Raw genomic sequence first — 17,849 nt, 5'->3', positions numbered from 1 at the left:
CAGCCGTTATTATTGTTTTTTTCAATGATATATTATTGTTTTTTAATAGAAAAACTCGGGTATCCGTGATCCGCCGGTCTATCGGTTCACTCATCGATAAAATTTTCTTCCCATTCTCTTGCCCGCTTCGCGCGTCCTGGGAATGGCGGAATAGCTCAAATTTGATGCTGAACCGATCGACGCGAGCATCATGCATGCCGATGATGTTTCCGGTGGGGAATCCATTGCCTCTGCCGGCATCCCGGCATATTTTTCAGGCCGTGGCCTTCTTCGTTTTCTGCTGCGCGATGAAATCCTCAAGCCGTCGCCCGGGTGTGAAGCGGATCCCAATCCTGACCCTCAAATATCGTAATTTTGCTGGATTATTTGTGCCGATCGGCGTCCAATGCCGGCGCTGATTCACAATTTTTCTCGTATCACAGGTGGAGGTCTCTACTGGTTGAATGATCTGATATGACGCAATTTTGATCTTTTCTGTCATTCACAAGTGGCGGGAGTGGGGAGCAGTTTCGAGACATAACTGGATTCGCTCAAGAGGCGCGGATCAGGTGTCAAAGGACAATGGAAAATGGAACAGCGCCGATTGGGCCGCAGCGACCTGCAGGTATCGGTTGTGGGGCTGGGATGTAACAATTTCGGCTGGAAGGCGGATCTTGCGGAAACCCAAGCAATTGTCGATCGAGCGCTGGATGCCGGGATAAGCTTCTTCGATACCGCGATCAGCTATGGCCCATCGGAAGAGTATCTGGGGACGGCGCTTGGGGTGCGTCGCAAGGATGCGGTGATCGCCACCAAGTTCGGCAGCCCCGAGGATCCCGTCGCGGGTGACGCGCGCGGAGCGCGGGCCTATGTGATGGACGCAGCCGAAGCGAGCCTGCGGCGGTTGAACACCGACTGGATCGACCTGTATCAACTCCATTTCCCCGATCCGGCGACCCCGATCGACGAGACCTTGCGCGCGCTTCAGGATTTGGTGGCGCAGGGCAAGGTACGGGCGATAGGCTGTTCGAATCTGTCGGCCAACGCGATTGATGCAGCGCAGACTGCGGCCAAGGACGCGGGCATTGGCGGCTTTGTTACGACGCAGAACGAATATAATGTGTTGGTGCGCGGGCTCGAACAGGATCTGGCGCCGATGATCGCCCGCCATGGGTTGGGCCTGCTGCCTTATTTTCCGCTCGCTAACGGCGTCCTCACAGGCAAGTATAAAACGGGGCGGGCGGCGCCTGCTGATGCCCGGCTGGCGGATGCGCCTGTTTATTTCGATGCCTATCGCGATCCGGCCAAATGGGAAGCGGCAGCGCGGCTCGAGGCGTTTGCCGCGGCGCGTGGACACAGCCTGCTTGACCTCGCTGTTTCATGGCTGGCGGCACGGCCGGGGGTAACGAGCGTGATCGCCGGAGTCAGCCGTGCGAGCCAGGTCGATGCCAATGCCCGCGCGGCCGATTGGGTGCTTTCGGCGGAAGACATGGCCGAAATCGATCGCCTGCTGGACGCTGCGTGAACCGGTTCGATTATATCATCGTCGGTGGCGGTTCGGCAGGCTGCGTGCTGGCCAACCGCCTTTCGGCCGATCCGTCGATCCGCGTCGCGCTGGTTGAAGCGGGTGGGCATGGCCGCAGCCCGCTGATCCGCGCGCCGGGCGGCTTGCTGCCGATCATGCTGTCGGGCGCCTATCAGTGGCCCTATCTTTCGGCCCCGCAACGCCACCTGGATGATCGTGTGCTGTTCCTGCCACGCGGCAAGGTGCTGGGCGGCGGCTCGTCGATCAACGGCATGGTCTATTGCCGGGGCACGGCAAGCGATTATGACGGCTGGGCGCAGGCGGGCAATGCCGGCTGGTCCTTTGCCGATGTGCTGCCTTATTTCCGCCGCGCCGAAACCTACGAGCCGGGCGCAAATGCGTGGCATGGCGGCGATGGCCCGTTGAAGATCGGCCGGCCGAAAGTGAAGCATCCACTCGCCCGCGCCTTCGTGGCGGCGGGGGAGGAGGCGGGCTATCCCTATAATGACGACAGCAACGGCGCCACCCGCGAAGGGTTCGGCCCGGTCGATGTCACCGCGTCGCACGGCATCCGATCGAGCACGGCGGCGGCCTATCTCCACCCCGTCCGCAACCGGGCGAACCTGACGATCATCACCGCCGCGCAGACGACGCGCCTGCTGTTCGACGGCAAACGCGCGACGGGGATCGCCTATCGCAAGAACGGGGCCGAGCATCTGCTGCATGCGGACCGCGAGGTGATCCTGTCGGCGGGCGCGATCAATTCCCCGCAATTGCTGATGCTGTCGGGCATCGGCCCGGCGGAGCATTTGCGGGACCATGGGATCGATCCGCTGGTCGACCTGCCCGGTGTCGGCCAGAATTTGCAGGATCATCTGGCGATCGCGGTCAAGCACCGTTCGCTCCAGCCGATATCGATGTTCAAATATTTCAGCCCGATCCGGGGGGCGATGGCGCTGGGCCAATATATTCTGTTTCGCAAGGGGCCGCTGGCTGATCCGGGGATGGAGGCGATCGCCTTCGTCAAATCCGATCCGGCGCTGGACGAGCCCGATATCAAGTTCCACTTCGTCATGGCGCTGTACAAGAATAACGGGCGAGAAATGACGCCCGAGCATGGTTTCTTCGCGCACATCAATGTCGCGCGGCCGGAAAGCCGGGGATCGGTGCGGCTGGCGTCGGCGGACCCGTCCGCGCCGCCGGTGATCGATCAGGATTATCTGGCGAGCGCGGCGGATCGCCACGTCCTGCGGCGCGGGGTGCGGATCGCGCGCGAGGTCTTCGCGCAGAAGGCGTTCGATCCCTATCGCGGCGAGGAACTGGCGCCGGGCGCGGATATCGTGAGCGACGAAGCGCTCGACACCTTCATCCGCGCCAATGCCGAGGCGGATTATCATTCGGTCGGCACCGCGCGGATGGGCAGCGATGCGATGGCGGTGGTCGATTCCAGCCTGCGCGTTCATGGGGTGGATGGCCTCAGGGTGGTCGATGCGTCGATCATGCCGCGCATCATCGGCGGCAGCACCAACATGCCGACGATCATGATCGCCGAAAAGGCCGCCGGCATGATCCTCGGCTTGCCCGCGTTGCCGCGTGCGGAGCCGGACCTATGACGGACGGGGACAAGATGCCTAGCCAAGGTATGATGAAGGCGGCGTTGCAGGCTTATGTCGACGGCCTCAACCGCGGTGATGCCGAAGCGGTGATCGCATTGTTCGCTGAAAATGCGGTGATCGAGGATCCCGTCGGTACGCCGCCGAAGCGCGGGCGCGAAATCGCCGACTGGTTTCATCAGGCCGTGGCGATGCAGGCGCGACTGACGCCGGTTGCGCCGGTGCGCGGATCGCACGGCAATGCGGCGGCGCTGGCCTTTATCGTTACCACCGAATGGGAAGGGCAGCGGATCAGCATCCATTCGCTCGACACCTGCACGTTCAATGGAGCGGGCAAGATCGTCGAACTGAAGGGCTATTGGGGTCCGGAAGACATGGAAGCATGAACGTGACAACATATGCGGGCGCAAGAGGACGGCGATATGCGGGGGCTTAAGGACAAAATACTCATCGTAGCCGGCGGCGGCAGTGGGATTGGTGCCGCGACCGCGCGGCGGTTGGCCGAGGAAGGCGCCATCCTGGCCATTGGCGACATTGTCGAAACAGCGGCACAGCAGGTTGCGGCAAGCATTGTTGGGGCGGGCGGGAGGGCGACGGGGCACGCGTTCGACATTGCTAGTGAGGCCTCTGTCGCGGACTTGATCAAGGCGACAGTCGATCTTCATGGTCAACTTGACGGCTTACATGTCAACGCGGCCGATATGCGTGCCCTCCGTGAGGACACCGACGCCAGCGACATCAGCTTCGACATTTTCGACCGGACGATCACTGTCAATATGCGTGGTCACCTGATTTGCACCAAACAGGCCATGCCGCACCTGCTGAAGAGCCACGGTGCGCTGGTTTATACGACGTCTGAAGCCGCATATGTGGGGGAGCCGACTCGGGTGTCCTATGCAATGAGCAAGAGTGGTATCAACGCGCTTATGCGCCATGTCGCGTCCCGCTGGGGCCGCGAAGGGGTCCGCGCCAATGCCGTTGCTCCTGGCTTTACCCTGACCGAGGAAATCGACGCCCAGCTTCCTCAAGACGCTCGCGAAACCTTTTTCACGCAAGTCCGCAGCGCGCGGCTGGTCAGCCCTGAAGATATCGCCGCGACCGTAGCCTTTCTGTTGTCCGACGATGCGATGTCGATCAACGGCCAGGTTATCAGCGTCGATGGTGGCCGCTTGATGCGCGCATGAAGGCACATTCCATGAATAACTGCATCGATTTGATTGCCACCTGCTGGACGATTGGCGGGAATGTGGTTCCGGGCACCAGCCAGCATATCAGCCCGTTTCCGTTGGAGGATCGCGTCAGGGCAGCCGCTGCCGCCGGATATACGGGTATCGGCCTGTGGCATGGCGATCTGCTGCGCTGGCGGGAGGGGCGCGATTATGCGGCATTGCGGCAGGCGATCGAGCGCGCGGGCCTGAAGCATATCGAACTGGAATATCTGGCCGGCTGGTTTGATGGTGGCGAAGAGCGGCGGCAGTCCGATGCTGTTCGCCATGATCTGTTCGCGGCGGCCGAAGCGCTCGGTGCGCGGCACATCAAGGTGATGCCGCCTTTTGGAAATGCGGGCTGGCCGACGACGCGCCTGATCGACGAATTCGGTGAACTTTGTAAGCAAGCGGCGCGCTACGGTCTGCTGATAGCGCTGGAAATGATCCCCTATTCCGACCTGCCGACACTGGAGTCGGCGCTGGCCGTGGCGGCGGGGGCTGATGCGGACAATGGCGGCCTGCTGGTTGATATCTGGCATGTGCTGCGTTCCGGTGCGTCGCTTGATGCGATCCTTGATTTGCCGGCCCGCTATATTCTGGCGGCGGAGATTAACGACGCGGATCTGGAGATGCGTGGCCACATCGCCGAAGACAGCATGCGGTATCGCAAGCTGTGCGGCGAAGGTGCGTTTGATGTGCCGCTGTTCATCACCCGGATGACGGAGGCGGGATATCGCGGCCCTTATGGCGTGGAAATTCTGTCGGATACGCTGCGCCAGATGCCGCTGGAGCAAGTCGCGCGGCGGACCTTCGATACGGCGCGGGCGCAGTTTGCGACGCCGGCATGCCAGGATTCGGATTAACGAGGGGGTTGATTGGATGACGCGCGGAGAGTCGCTGCGGACTGGGGTTAGGTGCTATTCGGGTGACGCCATCGCCTGCCGATAGGCGGACGGAGATATCCCGGTCCACGCCTTGAATCCGCGGCTGAAGGTGGTCGCGTCGCTGAACCCCACGCGCTGGGCGATGTCGCCGAAGGACAGGCTTTCGTCGGCCAGCAGATCGATCGCAAGATCGTGGCGGCAGCGTTCCTTCAACTGCTGCATCGACGCGCCTTCGTCCGCCAATCGCCGTTTCAGCGTCGCCCCGCTTATGCTGAACTGACGGGCGAGTGTGTCCAGCGTGGGCAATGGCGTTCGCCGCGCCAGCGCCCCGCCAAGTGTCGCGCGCACCCTTTTGGCCATCGACATCCGCTTTGAAGGGATGGTTTCCAGATCGAAGGGGAAGGTTTTCAGCAGATCGACCAGTTCGGCGTAACTGCGCACGATCGGCTGATCCAGATAGCGCGCCGGAAAGTGGAGCAGATTATCGGCGCGGGCATAAGCGATCGGGTGCGGCATCAGCCGCGCGGCCACTTCCTCCTCGATCAGCAGAGGATAACAGACCTCGACGGAAAGCGGTTCGATATCCTCGCCGATCAGCCAGCTGAACAGGCGGTGATAGGTCGATAGCCCGGTCAGGTCCGTCAGGAAGGCGGCGGTATCGCGTTTGCGACGGAAGGTGTGCATGCGAAATTCGGCTTGCGCGCCCATGGTGACGATCGACAGTTCCGCCGCGCGCCCATCGAGCATGGCGCAGAATGCCGCCGCCCGCGCGATCGCTTCTGCCAGGGTCGCGCAGTTGATGACGCAGTAGCAGAGCATGTCGACTTCGCTTTTGGTCATCGGCGGGCGGCCCTGCCGACGGCTGTCATGCTCTTCCAGCGCGGCGACGCACTCGCGATAGATCAGGGTGAACTGGTCGGGCGAAAGCGGGGCTGCCCATGCCGAGCGCAGCATTGCGTCCAGGCCGGACGGAAGCCCGGCATGGCGCAATATGGCATCGGCGTCACCGCCGACATCGCGCACCTTTTGAAGCAGTTCGCGCGCGACCTTCGACGATGGGCGCCGTGGTGTCGGCATGGAGATCGGCTTGGGCATGGGCTGCACCATTATGCAATGATTTTGATCCTGTCTGCCATTCTGAGAAATGATGTCCAGCGTAAACTTGGCGACAATGGGTGCGGGCCGGTTTTGCCTGCCTGCCCATGACAGCAATCATGGTTCGAGAAGGATGAAGACATGACGAGGATGCCCCCGCGCAAGATCCAATATGGCGGTGCGATGCTCGACGAAAAGGAAGTCGATGCCGTCGTCAACGTCATGCGCACCAGCATGAGCGTCGGCCAGCAGGTGCAGAGCTTCGAAAAGCGCTGCGCCGAGGTGATGGGTCACAAATATGGTGTGATGGTCAATTCCGGATCGTCGGCGCTGATGCTGGCCATGCGGATGCTGAACCTGCCTAAGGGGTCGGAAGTCATCACCCCGGTGCTCACCTTCTCCACCGACGTCGCGTCGATCGTGCATGCCGGCTACGTGCCCGCCTTTGTCGATGTCGTGCTCGATACCTATCAGATCGATATCGACAGGATCGAACGGATGATCACGCCGAAGACCAAGGCGATGCTTGTCCCCAATCTGGTCGGCGGCACGCCGGACTGGGATGCGTTGCGCGCGCTGGCGGACAAGCATGGGCTGAAGCTGGTCGAGGATAGTTGCGACACGCTCGGCGGCACACTGCGCGGCACCAAGACGGGCACCCGCGCCGATATTTCGGTGACGAGTTTTTCGATCTTCCACATCATCACCTGCCTCGGCAACGGCGGGCTGGTCGCGACCAATGACGAAGCGTTGTGGGATTGGGGCCTGATGGCCCGCGCCTGGGGCCGTTCGTCGGAGAAATATCTCCACGGCACCAAGCAGCAGGACAGCGATGGCCGCTTCCTCGAAGATCTCGATGGCATCCAATATGATGGCATGTTCATCTTCGAGGATGTCGCCTACGGCTTCATTCCGAACGAGGCGGGCGCCGCCTTCGGCCATGAGCAGTTGAACAAGCTGCCGATGTTCTGGGAATTGCGCGACCGCAACTTCCAGAGCCACCGCCAGTTCCTCGACAAATATCCCGATATTTTCATCCCGGCGCGATTGCTGCCGGAGGTGGAAACGACCTGGATCTGCTATCCGGTCCAGCTTCGTCCGGAACTCGGCTGGAGCCGTCGCGAACTGCAGGTGCATCTGGAAGAGGCGGGCATTTTCACCCGCGTGATCTTCTCCGGCAACATCACGCGGCATCCGATGATGAAGGGCGTCGATTGCCGGATCGATCCGGATGGATATCCGGTCGCCGATCAGATCATGGAACAGGGGCTGATGCTGCCTTGCCATCCGACGATGACAGAGGAAGACAACGCCTATCTTTATCAGACGCTGGAGGATTTCATCGCCCTGCAGAAAGCGAAGAAGGTGGCAGCTGAGTGAGCACCAGAAAATGGTGGCGCCCACCCATTGGGTGGGTGGGCGTTTTGAAGGGGGGCGGCTGCTTCGTTCAAGGGAAAGGTCGCCATTGTGACCGGCGCGAGCCGGGGGATCGGGGCGGCGATTGCGACGCGCTTCGCTGCCGAGGGCGCAAAAGTTGATTGCCGCAGAGAAGTGACCCGGGAATGGAGTGATGCGGTGAGCTGATCACCAGCCCAGCGTACATGGTGATTAAGGCGGCCGATCGCTTCCATACCCCGACCACCCGCCCGAACGAGATGTGGCAGACCGACTTCACCTGCTTCAAAATCATCCGTTGGGCCTCGAGATATTCGGCCAGCTCGCCTGCGATGTAGATGAGGCCGTTGTCGCTGAGCAGCCGAGGCTTGTGGCGCACATGTGCCTGGTTGTGAATCGGCGTCGGCATTGGGCGATGATTGGCACGAATAATCCATTAAAATCAACGATCGTTGAGGGTCAAGATTGGGATCCGATTCACAGTGTCGGCGTTGACATCAGCGGGTTCGGTGAAGATGTCTTCGGGAATATCCATGCCATCGCCCCTTTGCTGATCTGCTCGGTCTATAGCTTCTCGCATCGGCGGTCGGAAGCTGAGCGGCGCCAACGCCCGATATGACGATCGGTGCTACTGAGAACTCTCCTGAGAAACGGCGACGCCATGAAGAAAGATGGCGGTGGCTTCGTCGGACAGCGCGGCTCGCTCGTCATCGTTCGGTGGAGTGGGGAATGCAATGAATCGCGACCCGTAGGTCGCCAGAACGTGGAAGGCGCGAACGGTCGGGTCGTCTGGCTCCGCCACATCGTAGTGATGAAGCACCATGCGGAGCGCGCGCACGGACAGCATCAGGGCGCTGTCATAATATTTCCGTCCAAGCTCCGGGAATGTCCTGCTTTCCTCGATCAGTGCGCGAACGATGGCGATATTGTCCGGCGTTAGATGCCTGTCCAGAATGTTCCGGCAAAGCCGCGCCAGGGCGCTCTCCAGTGTTTCGCCGGGGATCAGTGCAAAGGGCTCCGCTTCGGCAAGCTGCTGAACGCGCCGCATGACGAGTTGTTCGAACCCGCCTTCCTTGCTGCCGAACTGCCGGTAGATGGTTGACTTGCTGGCGCCAACCGCCGTCGCCACGATTGCCATATTGGCACGATGATAGCCCTTCTCCAGAAATTCCCGCAGCAGGGCATCGAACATGGCAGCCTGCTTGTGCGGGGACATGCGCGTTTGCACTGGCGGGCGCGTTACGGGCGATGTGGCGGCATGGGCCGCCTGCTGGTCCTGGCCGATCGGATCCGCCAGAGGGTCAGCTGCTGAAACGCGGTAACCGTTGAGAAACAGGTCCACCATTTTCGCGCTTTGCATGGCCCGTATCGGCTCGGCCGGGGCCGGGTAACCGAGAAGATAGCGACTGCCTTCGACGCACAGGCTGCCGAAGCGATTGGCGGCGGCATAGGCGCCGGCCACCTGGATTTTGTTGCCGGCGATCAGCTCTTCAAAATAACCGCCAAATTGTGCCCAGGCGGTCAGCCGCTTGCTGTGAATATCGCTCGCCAGATCGGGGAAGTGACGGATCGCCACGACGCTGGCGCGAAACAGATCCCGGTTGCGATCGGTGACGAACAGATCGAACAGGTGACGTGCGAGGAAGACAAGGGTTGGCCGCATTTCCCTGTTTTCCGGGCGAGCGGCCAAAAGATCGACATCGGCGTCGGCAAATATCCGGTTGGCGACCGCGATGAACAGGTCGCTCTTGCTCTTCCAGTCCCGATAGATTTCGCGCTTGCTGGCCCGGGCGTCGTTGGCGATCGATTCGACGCTGCAGCGTTCGAACCCATCGACCAGGAAACGCCGTTCGGCCGCATCGAGGATGCGGGTCTGCCTATCGATTTCGGCCGTCATAAATGGAACGCTTGCCGTCCTTCTTCGGGGTTTGGCCAATAGCCCGGCACGCCGGTTGATGTCCATCCGACGTCCCATGATTGACCGGTACGGTACCAATCGGTACCAAGCGCGCAGGGCATATGTCGATGCCCGTGCGCGCACCCGCAAGCCGCCGCTGGTGGCGGTTGTTCGCGAGCCGGCAAATAAGAATGATGAAAGGGGGAGGGGGGATTGAAAGCGACAGGAAAGCTGCTTGCGTCGGCAAGCCTTGCAGTGGCGCTGCTGGCACCCGCCGCGCGCGCGCAGGTTTTGGAACAGGTGCAATCGGCCGACAGCCGGATTGCGGTGGCAGGCACCAGGGAAAAGTGGATCGGTGCGCCCGTTGCTCCCAAGGGCGCACCCAATGTTGTCGTGATTCTGCTGGACGATGTGGGTTTTGCGGCTGCCGGCACATTTGGTGGCGTGGTGCCGACGCCGGCGATGGACCGGCTGTCCGCTGAGGGACTGCGCTACAATAATTTCCACGTCACCGCGCTTTGCTCGCCAACCCGCGCGGCGCTCCTGACCGGGCGCAACGACCATCGTGTCGGCTTTGGCACGGTGACGGAATCGTCCAGCCCGTTCCCCGGCTATGACGGCGTGCTGCGGGATAATGCGGCGACCTTTGCCAAGGTGCTGCAGGGTAATGGTTATAGCACCGCCGCATTCGGCAAGTGGCACAACACGCCCTATTTCGAGATCAGCCCGGTCGGGCCGTTCGATCGCTGGCCTACGGGCAAGGGCTTCGATTATTTCTATGGGTTCATGGCCGGCGCCATGGATCATTTCAATCCGGCGCTTTACCGCAACACCGTTCCGGTTGCGCAGCCCAGGTCCGTTGCCGACGGCTATAACCTTGCCGCCGACCTGACCGATGATGCGATCGCCTGGCTTGGCACGCACAATGCGCTGGCAGCCGATAAGCCCTATCTGATCTATTATGCGACCGGTGCGACGCATGAACCGCATCAACCACCGCGTGACTGGATCGCGAAATATCGCGGCCGTTTCGATCAGGGGTGGGACAGGTTCCGTGAGGAAACCTTCGCACGACAAAAGAAGCTCGGTTTCATCCCGTCCAGCGCCAGGCTGACACCGCGCCCGGCCGAATTACCGGCATGGGATAGCCTGTCGGCGGATCAGAAACGGATTTACACGCGCCAGATGGAGGTGTTCGCCGCCTTCCTGGCCTACACCGATTTTCAGGTCGATCGCCTGATCGGTGCGGTGCGGGCTGCGCCGGGCGGTGACAACACGATCGTCCTGTATGTCGTCAGCGACAATGGTGCGAGCGCGGAAGGCGGGCCGGCCGGGCGCGACATCGCCGGGCTGAACAGCCTGTCAGCATCCGACGAAGAGCGCGTCCGCCGGATCGACGAACTGGGCGCACCCAACCACCCTGCGCAATATTCCGCAGGCTGGGCATGGGCGACCTCTTCGCCGTTCCAATGGACCAAGCAGGTCGGTTCGCATCTCGGCGGAACGACCAGTCCGCTGATTGTTTCCTGGCCGGCTGGCATCAAGGATCGTGGCGGGCTGCGGACGCAGTTCACGCATGTCAACGATATCGCATCGACGCTGTACGAGGTGATCGGCCTGAAGGCGCCCGAAACGGTGAATGGCATCAGCCAGTTGCCGATGGATGGGGTGAGCTTTGCCTACAGCTTCACCCAGCCCAAGGCGCCGGCGCGCCACAATGTTCAGATATTCGAGCAGATGGGCAATCGCGCCATTTACAAAGATGGCTGGTGGGCCGGCGCAATGCATGCCGTGCCGTGGAATTATCAGCGTAGCGAGGATTTTTCCAAGGATCGCTGGGAACTCTACAATCTGAATGCCGATTATAGCCAAGCGAACGATCTGGCGGCGAAGGAACCCGCCCGGCTGCGCGAAATGCAGGCGCTGTTCGAAGCTGAGGCGCGTGCGAACAACATTTTTCCGCTCAACAATTCATTCGGCAAGAACGGGTTCGGTGGCGAACAGCCGCGGCTGCTGGATGGCCAGAACAGCTTCGCATTCGGCCCCGGTATGGCGCGGATGCCGGCATCGCAGGCACCCAATTTCAACCTGTCGCACCGGATCGCGGCCGACATCGTCGTGGGCGATCGGCCCCCCGAAGGCGTGATCCTTGCCAATGGCGGAAACCAGGGCGGTTTCCTGCTCTACGTTCGGGATGGCCGCGTCGTTTATGAAAACAACTTCCGGGGCGGAGCCTATCGCCAGACGATTACCTCGTCGCGGCCGCTGCCGGCGGGCAAGGTCGAAATCGCATACGAATATTCGGCCAATCCCAACAAGAAGGGCAGTGGTTCGGGCCGGCTGACGTTGAACGGCGCAGTCGTCGCCGAGGCGGAAATCCCGCATTTCGAACCGCCGACCTTCACCAGCGAGTATGACATGTTCACCGTGGGCCGCGCCACCGAGGCGGCGATCAGCCAGACGGTGAAGGGACCTGCGCCGTTCACGGGCGAGCTTCGCCAGGTCTGTGTGACCATCCAGTAAGATCATGGGAGCTGATGGGATGATGCACAATTTCGATGGCAAGGTCGCACTGGTAACCGGGGCGGCGACCGGCATCGGCCGTCAGGCCGCGCTGAGCTTTGCGGCCTCCGGTGCGCGCGTGGTTCTTGCCGATGTGGCGAAGGCCGCCGGCGAGGAAGCGGCCCATGCGGTTGAAGCTGCGGGCGGCCGGGCGATTTTCGTCGCGGCGGATGTTTCGCGTAGTGCCGACGTCGCCAACATGGTGGCAACCACGGTCGATACGTTCGGGCGGCTGGACTGCGCATTCAACAATGCCGGGATCGCGCCGCGCGGGGCGCCGATCGCGGAAATGTCGGAAGAGGATTGGGATCGGACGATCGGCGTCAATCTGAAGGGCGTCTGGCTGTGCCTGAAGCATGAATGTGCCCATATGCTGGTGCATGGCGGCGGCGCGATCGTCAACACCGCGTCGATCATGGGCGTGGTGAGCGGGCCGGGGCTGTCGGCTTACTCGGCATCCAAGACCGGCGTGATCGGCCTCACCCGTTCGGTGGCGCTGGATTATGCGCGCAGCGGTATCCGCGTGAACGCCGTCTGTCCGGGCGGCATCGCCCATACCGCGATCACCGATCGACCGGACAATCAGCAGGATATGAACCAGTTGATGCAGGCGACCCCGATGGGCCGGCTGGGCGAGCCGCACGACATTGCCGACGCGGTGGTCTGGCTGTGTTCGCCGCAGGCGGGCTTCATCACCGGTCAGGCGCTGACGATCGATGGCGGCTTCACCGTCTGGTGAGCCGCATCGGCGGCCTGCGCGGCCGCCATCCTCAAATCAAAACACGAGAAAATGCCAAACGGCATTCCAAAAAAGGTGGGTTAAAATGAAGAAATATCTGCATCTGTCGGCAAGCATTGCCGGCCTTTTGTTCGCGGGCGCGGCATATGCGCAGGACGGGGCTGTGCAAGCGCCGGCGGTGCCGTAACAGGCGCAGCAGGCCGAGGGAATTGACGACATCGTCGTCACGGCGCGCCGTCGCGAGGAATCGCTGCAGAACGTGCCTGTCGCCATCAGCGCCATTTCCGCGCAGACGCTGGAGCAGATGGGTGTCCGCTCCACCGACGATCTGCAAAAGGCCGTGCCGGGGGTGAATGTGTCCGGCCAGCGCCGCGATGATGCGAGCTTCTACATCCGTGGACAGGGGCCGGGCATCTTCAGTTTCGGGCAGCGCAATTTCACCAGCGTCGCCACCTATTTCGCTGAAGTGCCGGCCCTAGTGAGCGGCCCCGGCGTGTTCTTCGATCTTGGCGCGGTGCAGATCTTGAAGGGGCCGCAGGGCACGTTGTTCGGACGCAACACCACGGGCGGCGCGGTGCTGTTCGATCCGCAGCGGCCAACCCAGAAGATCGAAGGCTATGTCCAGCTTTCGGCGGGCAATTATGCGTATCGGGAACTGGAGGCGGTGATGAACCTGCCGGTGTTGCCCGATCTGCTGTCGATCCGTCTGGCGGGCAATGTGGCCGAGCGGCGCGGTTTCACGACCAGCGTGCTGACCGGCCAGCATCTCGATGGCCGCGATTATCAGGCCTATCGCGCCTCGATCCTGTTCACGCCGGCCGCAGGCCTTGAAAATCTGACGATCGTCGATGGCCGTGAAAAGGATCAGAGCGGCACGTCCGCGATCATTCGTCAGGTCGACCCCAACACGGCCACCGGTGCGCTGATCGCGCCTTATCTGGCGCAGCAGCAGGCGCTGGGTGTGCGCAAGACGCTGCTTCCGATTGCGCTTTATGATCGGCAGTCTGGCTTTGGTGTGACCAACAAGACGGTGTGGGAGGCATCGGACGCGATCACGCTCAAGAACATCATTTCGTTCCGCCGCAACCGTGTCGACCAGGCGAGCGATTTCGATGGAACACCCGTCAACACCTTCCTGATCCAGAATGTGCCGGCCGGCCGCGAGTGGCAGATCGGGCAGGAGCAGTTCACCGAGGAATTCCAGGTTCAGGGCAAGGTGCGGTCGATCGGCCTCGATTATATCCTTGGCTATTATCATGAACTGACCAAGCCGGGTTTCCCGCAGGAAGTGCGGCAGAGCCTGTTCGGCAATGTTTCGGTGCGCAACCTTGGCTATCGCGACCAGAGCGATGCGCTGTTCGCCCATGCCGAACTGGGCCTGACCGATCAGCTCCAGCTGAGCGGCGGCTTCCGCTATACGTGGGACAAGCGCGCCGCAAGCATCGGCGTGTTCAACACCGCCGGCGTCTGCACCCAGCGCGTGCCGACGGGGACAGGCCCGATCACCTGTCCGTTCGAAGCCAGCGGCAAATTCAAGGCGCCGTCTTATGACGCGACGATCCAGTACAAGCCGATGGATCGGGTGCTGACCTATCTGTCCTATCGTCGCGGTTACAAGAGTGGTGGCCTGAACCTGCCGTCGCCCGGGCCGGAGTTCACGACGTTCAAGCCCGAACATGTCGATAGCTTCGAAATCGGCCTCAAGGCGGACTGGGATATCGGCGTGCCGCTGCGCACCAATTTTTCGGCCTTTGTCGACAAATATAAGGACATCCAGATTTCGCAGCCGGTGGTTATTCCGGGTGTTGCGATCACATCGCTGGTCCAGAATGCCGGCAAGGCGACGAACAAGGGCTTCGAATTCGAAGGCACGATCCGTCCGCTCGATACGCTGACGATCAATGGCTTCGTTTCCTATCTCGATGCGCATAGCGATGTGACCGTGCCCGGCACGGCTGCGATCAAGGGCCGGCAGACCGCGTTTCAGCCGAAATGGAAATATGGCGTGAACGGCAAGCTCGACCTGCCGGTGAGCGATGCGCTCGGCACGGTCAGCCTGAGCGCGGATTATAGCTGGCAGGGCAAGGTCAACACGAACGAAACCAACACGGCCTTCCTGACCACCTATCCCAGCCATGGTCTGCTTGGCGCGCGCGTTGAGCTGAAGGACGTGGCGGGGTCCGGTATTGATCTGGCGGTGTTCGGGACGAACCTGACCAACAAGGCCTATATTCTGGGGGGCTTCCCGCTGGTCAGCAGCCTGGGCTTCGAATCCGCATATTATGGCGAACCGCGGATGTACGGCATGTCGGCCCGCATCCGTTTCGGCAACTGAACCGCCTGTGGGCTGGCGATCCATGGGGGTCGTCAGCCCACAATCGATCGAACGCGCGCACCGATGGCAGGGGTAGAATGATGACGATGTTGACCGGATCTGGCGAAACACGGCTCAAGCGCTATGTGCGCCCGCTTGCGGTGGGCGTTGCATTGGGGGCGTTGCTCTCAACGCCGGTACTGGCAGGCACTGCGCCGGCGCCGCCGGTTGCTGCATCGCAATCGGCACCAGCGGAACGGCAATCGGCCCGGCCCAATATCGTCGTCATCCTGCTCGACGATGTCGGGTTTGCCGCGAGCGCGACATTTGGTGGCGCGGTCCGCACGCCGGCGCTGGATGGTCTGGCGGTGAGCGGGATCACCTATAACCGCTTCCACACCACATCGGTCTGCTCGCCGACGCGCGCAGCGCTGCTCACCGGCCGCAATGCCCATCGCGTGGGCGTGGGCACCGTCATCGAATATCCCTATCCAGGCTATGACTGGGCCTGGCCGAAAAGTACCGTATCGGTTGCGCGGGTGTTGCTGGACAATGGCTACAGCACCGCAGCGTTCGGCAAGTGGCACAACACACCGAGTGCGGAAATCAGCCCGGTCGGCCCGTTTGATCGGTGGCCGACGGGGCTTGGTTTCCAGCATTTCTACGGCTTCATGCAGGGCGAGGACAGCCAGTGGGAACCGCTGCTGTATCGCGATACGACGGCAGTCGACGCGCCAAAGCCCGCCAAAGGCGATTATCATTTCGGCACGGACATCACCAACGAGGCGATCGGCTGGTTGCAGACGCAGGCGTCGCTCGCCCCCGACAAGCCCTATTTCCTATATTACGCCGCTGGCGGCGCCCATGCGCCGCACCATGTCGGCCAGGAATGGATCGACAAATATCGCGGTCGGTTCGATTCGGGGTGGGACGCCTATCGCGAGGAGGTGTTCGCCCGCCAGAAACGGATGGGGCTGATCCCGCGCGATACGGTGCTGACGCCGCGCCCGGCCGAACTGCCGGCATGGAACACGCTTTCGGCCGATCAGAAGCGGCTTTATGCGCGCCAGATGGAGGTGTTCGCCGGTTTCCTTGAACATACCGACCATGAAATCGGCCGCCTGCTCAATCGGGTGCGCCAGGGGCCGAACGGCAAGAATACGCTGGTTTTCTATATTGTCGGCGACAATGGCGCGTCGGCTGAAGGTGCGATCGACGGGTCGGACGTGGGCCTCGCCAATATCATCTACGGCCTGCCATCGACGGTGGGCGAGCAATTGTCGCATGTCGACCAACTGGGATCGAAACTGTACGACAATCATTACAGCGCCGGCTGGGCGTGGGCGACGGGCACCCCATTTCGGTGGATGAAGCGGGTTGCATCCTTCTTCGGCGGCACGCGCAATCCGCTGGTCATATCCTGGCCCGACAGGATCAAGGGCGATGCCCGGCCGCGTAACCAGTTCGCCGCCGCGAACGATATCGCGCCGACCATCTACGAGGCCGCCGGCATCCGTTTTCCGGATGCAGTGGATGGTGTCGCGCAACAGCCGTTCGACGGGGTGAGGCGCGGCCGCGCCGTCGCGCCACCGCATCCAATATTTCGAGGAATCCGGGAACCGCGCCATTTATCAGGATGGCTGGATCGCGACCGTCCAGCGTTCGGTGCCGTGGGTTCTGGCGTGCAAGCCCGATTTCTCGAAGGATCGTTGGGAACTCTATAATATCGACAAGGATTTCTCGCAGGCGCACGACGTTGCCGCGCAGAACCCCGCCAAGCTGAAAGAGTTGCAGGCGCTGTTCGAGCGCGAGGCGCAGGCCAACCACGTTTATCCGATGCAGGACGGCTGCATCGTCAAGACGGCGGGCAGCCAGACGATCGACGGCAAGGGTGCACCGCCGCCGCCGGTAGCCCCATCGCGCTTCGTCTATCATGAAGGGATCGCGCGGCTGCCTGTGGCCAAGGCGCCCAATTTCCTGAAATCGCACCGGATCACCGCCGAAGTGGAGATCCCTGCAACGGGTGCTGAAGGTGTGCTGCTGACCAATGGCGGGCGCTATGGCGGCTTCGCGCTCTATGTGAAGGGCGGCAGGCTATTCTATGAAAGCAACTTCTTCGGAAAGGCCGCGACGGTGATGGAAGCGCCGCTGCCAACCGGCCCGGTGGAAGTCGTTTATGATTATACCCGTGAAGACCCGAAGCTGTTCGGTGGCGGGACAGGGCGGCTCCTCATCAATGGCAAGCCCGTCGCCGAGCACCGGTTCGACAGAATCGGTGCGCCAGCCCAGTTTGGCAGCATGGGCGTCGGCCGATCGCATGGCGGGCCAGTTTCGGCAGCTTATGACGGTGCGTTCCCGTTCACCGGTATGCTCAGGCAGATTGTCGTCGACGTGAAGTGACGGGCGCCAGGAGATCGACAGCAACGTCGCAGGGGCTATCGCTCCGGGAATGAAAACTTGCTCTTCGTTGGCTAGAAGACCGGCGGCGAGCGGTCCACGTTGATCTTCAACGTCGCCGCGACGATGGCATCGATGTGAATCGGGATCCCAATCCTGACCCCTACGATCGTAGGCTTTGGTGGATTATTCGTGCCGATCGGCGTCAGGCGGCGCGAGCAGGCATCTCTGCGATGACATC

General features: G+C 61.8%; 16 protein-coding genes. 14 read left to right on the top strand and 2 right to left on the bottom strand.

The window, feature by feature from the left end; all coding sequences use genetic code 11:
* Positions 1-194: 194 nt before the first annotated feature.
* The 6 genes from KC8_RS19850 to KC8_RS13180 all read left to right on the top strand — a co-directional run bounded on the left by KC8_RS19850 (position 195) and on the right by KC8_RS13180 (position 5,188).
* The gene (locus KC8_RS19850) at positions 195-398 is read left to right on the top strand and encodes a hypothetical protein (RefSeq protein ID WP_138956628.1); all 204 of its coding nucleotides are present in this window, start codon (positions 195-197) and stop codon (positions 396-398) included.
* Between the two features lie 170 nt (positions 399-568).
* Positions 569-1,504, top strand: coding sequence for an aldo/keto reductase (locus tag KC8_RS13200; protein ID WP_010124305.1), 936 nt, complete (start codon positions 569-571; stop codon positions 1,502-1,504).
* The gene (locus tag KC8_RS13195; protein ID WP_010124306.1) at positions 1,501-3,117 is read left to right on the top strand and encodes a choline dehydrogenase; all 1,617 of its coding nucleotides are present in this window, start codon (positions 1,501-1,503) and stop codon (positions 3,115-3,117) included. The genes KC8_RS13200 and KC8_RS13195 overlap by 4 nt, the downstream gene beginning before the upstream one ends.
* A gap of 14 nt (positions 3,118-3,131) precedes the next feature.
* Positions 3,132-3,503, top strand: a complete 372-nt coding sequence (locus KC8_RS13190) for a steroid Delta-isomerase (protein ID WP_037495570.1) — start codon at positions 3,132-3,134, stop codon at positions 3,501-3,503.
* Positions 3,504-3,539: 36 nt separating this feature from the next.
* Entirely contained in the window at positions 3,540-4,301 is a 762-nt protein-coding gene (locus KC8_RS13185) for an SDR family NAD(P)-dependent oxidoreductase (protein ID WP_029624366.1), read from the top strand.
* An 11-nt stretch (positions 4,302-4,312) separates the two neighbouring features.
* The gene (locus tag KC8_RS13180) at positions 4,313-5,188 is read left to right on the top strand and encodes a sugar phosphate isomerase/epimerase family protein (RefSeq protein WP_037495572.1); all 876 of its coding nucleotides are present in this window, start codon (positions 4,313-4,315) and stop codon (positions 5,186-5,188) included.
* A 54-nt stretch (positions 5,189-5,242) separates the two neighbouring features.
* On the opposite strand, the gene KC8_RS13175 is transcribed toward KC8_RS13180, so the two are convergent.
* Entirely contained in the window at positions 5,243-6,304 is a 1,062-nt protein-coding gene (locus KC8_RS13175) for a helix-turn-helix transcriptional regulator (protein ID WP_198360945.1), read from the bottom strand.
* 141 nt (positions 6,305-6,445) lie between these two features.
* On the opposite strand from KC8_RS13175, the gene KC8_RS13170 reads away from it, so the two are divergent.
* The 3 genes from KC8_RS13170 to KC8_RS20640 all read left to right on the top strand — a co-directional run bounded on the left by KC8_RS13170 (position 6,446) and on the right by KC8_RS20640 (position 8,318).
* The gene (locus KC8_RS13170; protein ID WP_198360944.1) at positions 6,446-7,684 is read left to right on the top strand and encodes a DegT/DnrJ/EryC1/StrS family aminotransferase; all 1,239 of its coding nucleotides are present in this window, start codon (positions 6,446-6,448) and stop codon (positions 7,682-7,684) included.
* Between the two features lie 87 nt (positions 7,685-7,771).
* Positions 7,772-7,888: a hypothetical protein gene (locus KC8_RS20645; protein WP_308733635.1), complete on the top strand. Its 117-nt coding sequence runs from the start codon at positions 7,772-7,774 to the stop codon at positions 7,886-7,888.
* A 73-nt stretch (positions 7,889-7,961) separates the two neighbouring features.
* Positions 7,962-8,318, top strand: coding sequence for a hypothetical protein (locus KC8_RS20640; protein WP_192807726.1), 357 nt, complete (start codon positions 7,962-7,964; stop codon positions 8,316-8,318).
* Between the two features lie 9 nt (positions 8,319-8,327).
* Here the strand turns inward: KC8_RS20640 and KC8_RS13160 are convergent, their stop codons facing one another.
* Positions 8,328-9,662, bottom strand: coding sequence for a TetR/AcrR family transcriptional regulator (locus KC8_RS13160; protein WP_232455535.1), 1,335 nt, complete (start codon positions 9,660-9,662; stop codon positions 8,328-8,330).
* Between the two features lie 147 nt (positions 9,663-9,809).
* Here KC8_RS13160 and KC8_RS13155 point away from each other — a divergent pair, with 147 nt between their 5' ends.
* The 5 genes from KC8_RS13155 (at position 9,810) to KC8_RS20105 (ending at position 17,611) form a co-directional block, all read left to right on the top strand.
* The gene (locus KC8_RS13155) at positions 9,810-12,119 is read left to right on the top strand and encodes an arylsulfatase (RefSeq protein ID WP_010128054.1); all 2,310 of its coding nucleotides are present in this window, start codon (positions 9,810-9,812) and stop codon (positions 12,117-12,119) included.
* A gap of 19 nt (positions 12,120-12,138) precedes the next feature.
* On the top strand, positions 12,139-12,897 hold the full coding sequence (locus KC8_RS13150) for a glucose 1-dehydrogenase (RefSeq protein WP_010128053.1): 759 nt from the start codon (positions 12,139-12,141) through the stop codon (positions 12,895-12,897).
* A gap of 259 nt (positions 12,898-13,156) precedes the next feature.
* Positions 13,157-15,232, top strand: coding sequence for a TonB-dependent receptor (locus KC8_RS13145; protein WP_010128052.1), 2,076 nt, complete (start codon positions 13,157-13,159; stop codon positions 15,230-15,232).
* An 80-nt stretch (positions 15,233-15,312) separates the two neighbouring features.
* On the top strand, positions 15,313-16,935 hold the full coding sequence (locus KC8_RS13140) for an arylsulfatase (RefSeq protein ID WP_198360943.1): 1,623 nt from the start codon (positions 15,313-15,315) through the stop codon (positions 16,933-16,935).
* Complete coding sequence (locus KC8_RS20105) at positions 16,877-17,611, top strand: sulfatase (protein WP_010127408.1); 735 nt, start codon at positions 16,877-16,879, stop codon at positions 17,609-17,611. Before KC8_RS13140 ends, KC8_RS20105 begins: the two co-directional genes overlap by 59 nt.
* Positions 17,612-17,849 lie beyond the last annotated feature (238 nt).

This window comes from Sphingomonas sp. KC8 (assembly GCF_002151445.1).
In the GTDB taxonomy this organism is placed as follows: Bacteria; Pseudomonadota; Alphaproteobacteria; order Sphingomonadales; family Sphingomonadaceae; genus Sphingomonas_E.
The sequence above is the reverse complement of the archived record's forward strand: the minus strand, read 5'-3'. Positions and strand labels throughout refer to the sequence as shown.

Coding starts and splice junctions, on each gene's coding strand:
- KC8_RS19850 (WP_138956628.1), top strand. CDS start 195: ATGCCGATGATGTTTCCGGTGGGGAATCCATTGCCTCTGCCGGCATCC.
- KC8_RS13200 (WP_010124305.1), top strand. CDS start 569: ATGGAACAGCGCCGATTGGGCCGCAGCGACCTGCAGGTATCGGTTGTG.
- KC8_RS13190 (WP_037495570.1), top strand. CDS start 3,132: ATGCCTAGCCAAGGTATGATGAAGGCGGCGTTGCAGGCTTATGTCGAC.
- KC8_RS13185 (WP_029624366.1), top strand. CDS start 3,540: ATGCGGGGGCTTAAGGACAAAATACTCATCGTAGCCGGCGGCGGCAGT.
- KC8_RS13180 (WP_037495572.1), top strand. CDS start 4,313: ATGAATAACTGCATCGATTTGATTGCCACCTGCTGGACGATTGGCGGG.
- KC8_RS13175 (WP_198360945.1), bottom strand. CDS start 6,304: ATGCCCAAGCCGATCTCCATGCCGACACCACGGCGCCCATCGTCGAAG.
- KC8_RS13170 (WP_198360944.1), top strand. CDS start 6,446: ATGACGAGGATGCCCCCGCGCAAGATCCAATATGGCGGTGCGATGCTC.
- KC8_RS13160 (WP_232455535.1), bottom strand. CDS start 9,662: ATGGACATCAACCGGCGTGCCGGGCTATTGGCCAAACCCCGAAGAAGG.
- KC8_RS13150 (WP_010128053.1), top strand. CDS start 12,139: ATGATGCACAATTTCGATGGCAAGGTCGCACTGGTAACCGGGGCGGCG.
- KC8_RS13140 (WP_198360943.1), top strand. CDS start 15,313: ATGACGATGTTGACCGGATCTGGCGAAACACGGCTCAAGCGCTATGTG.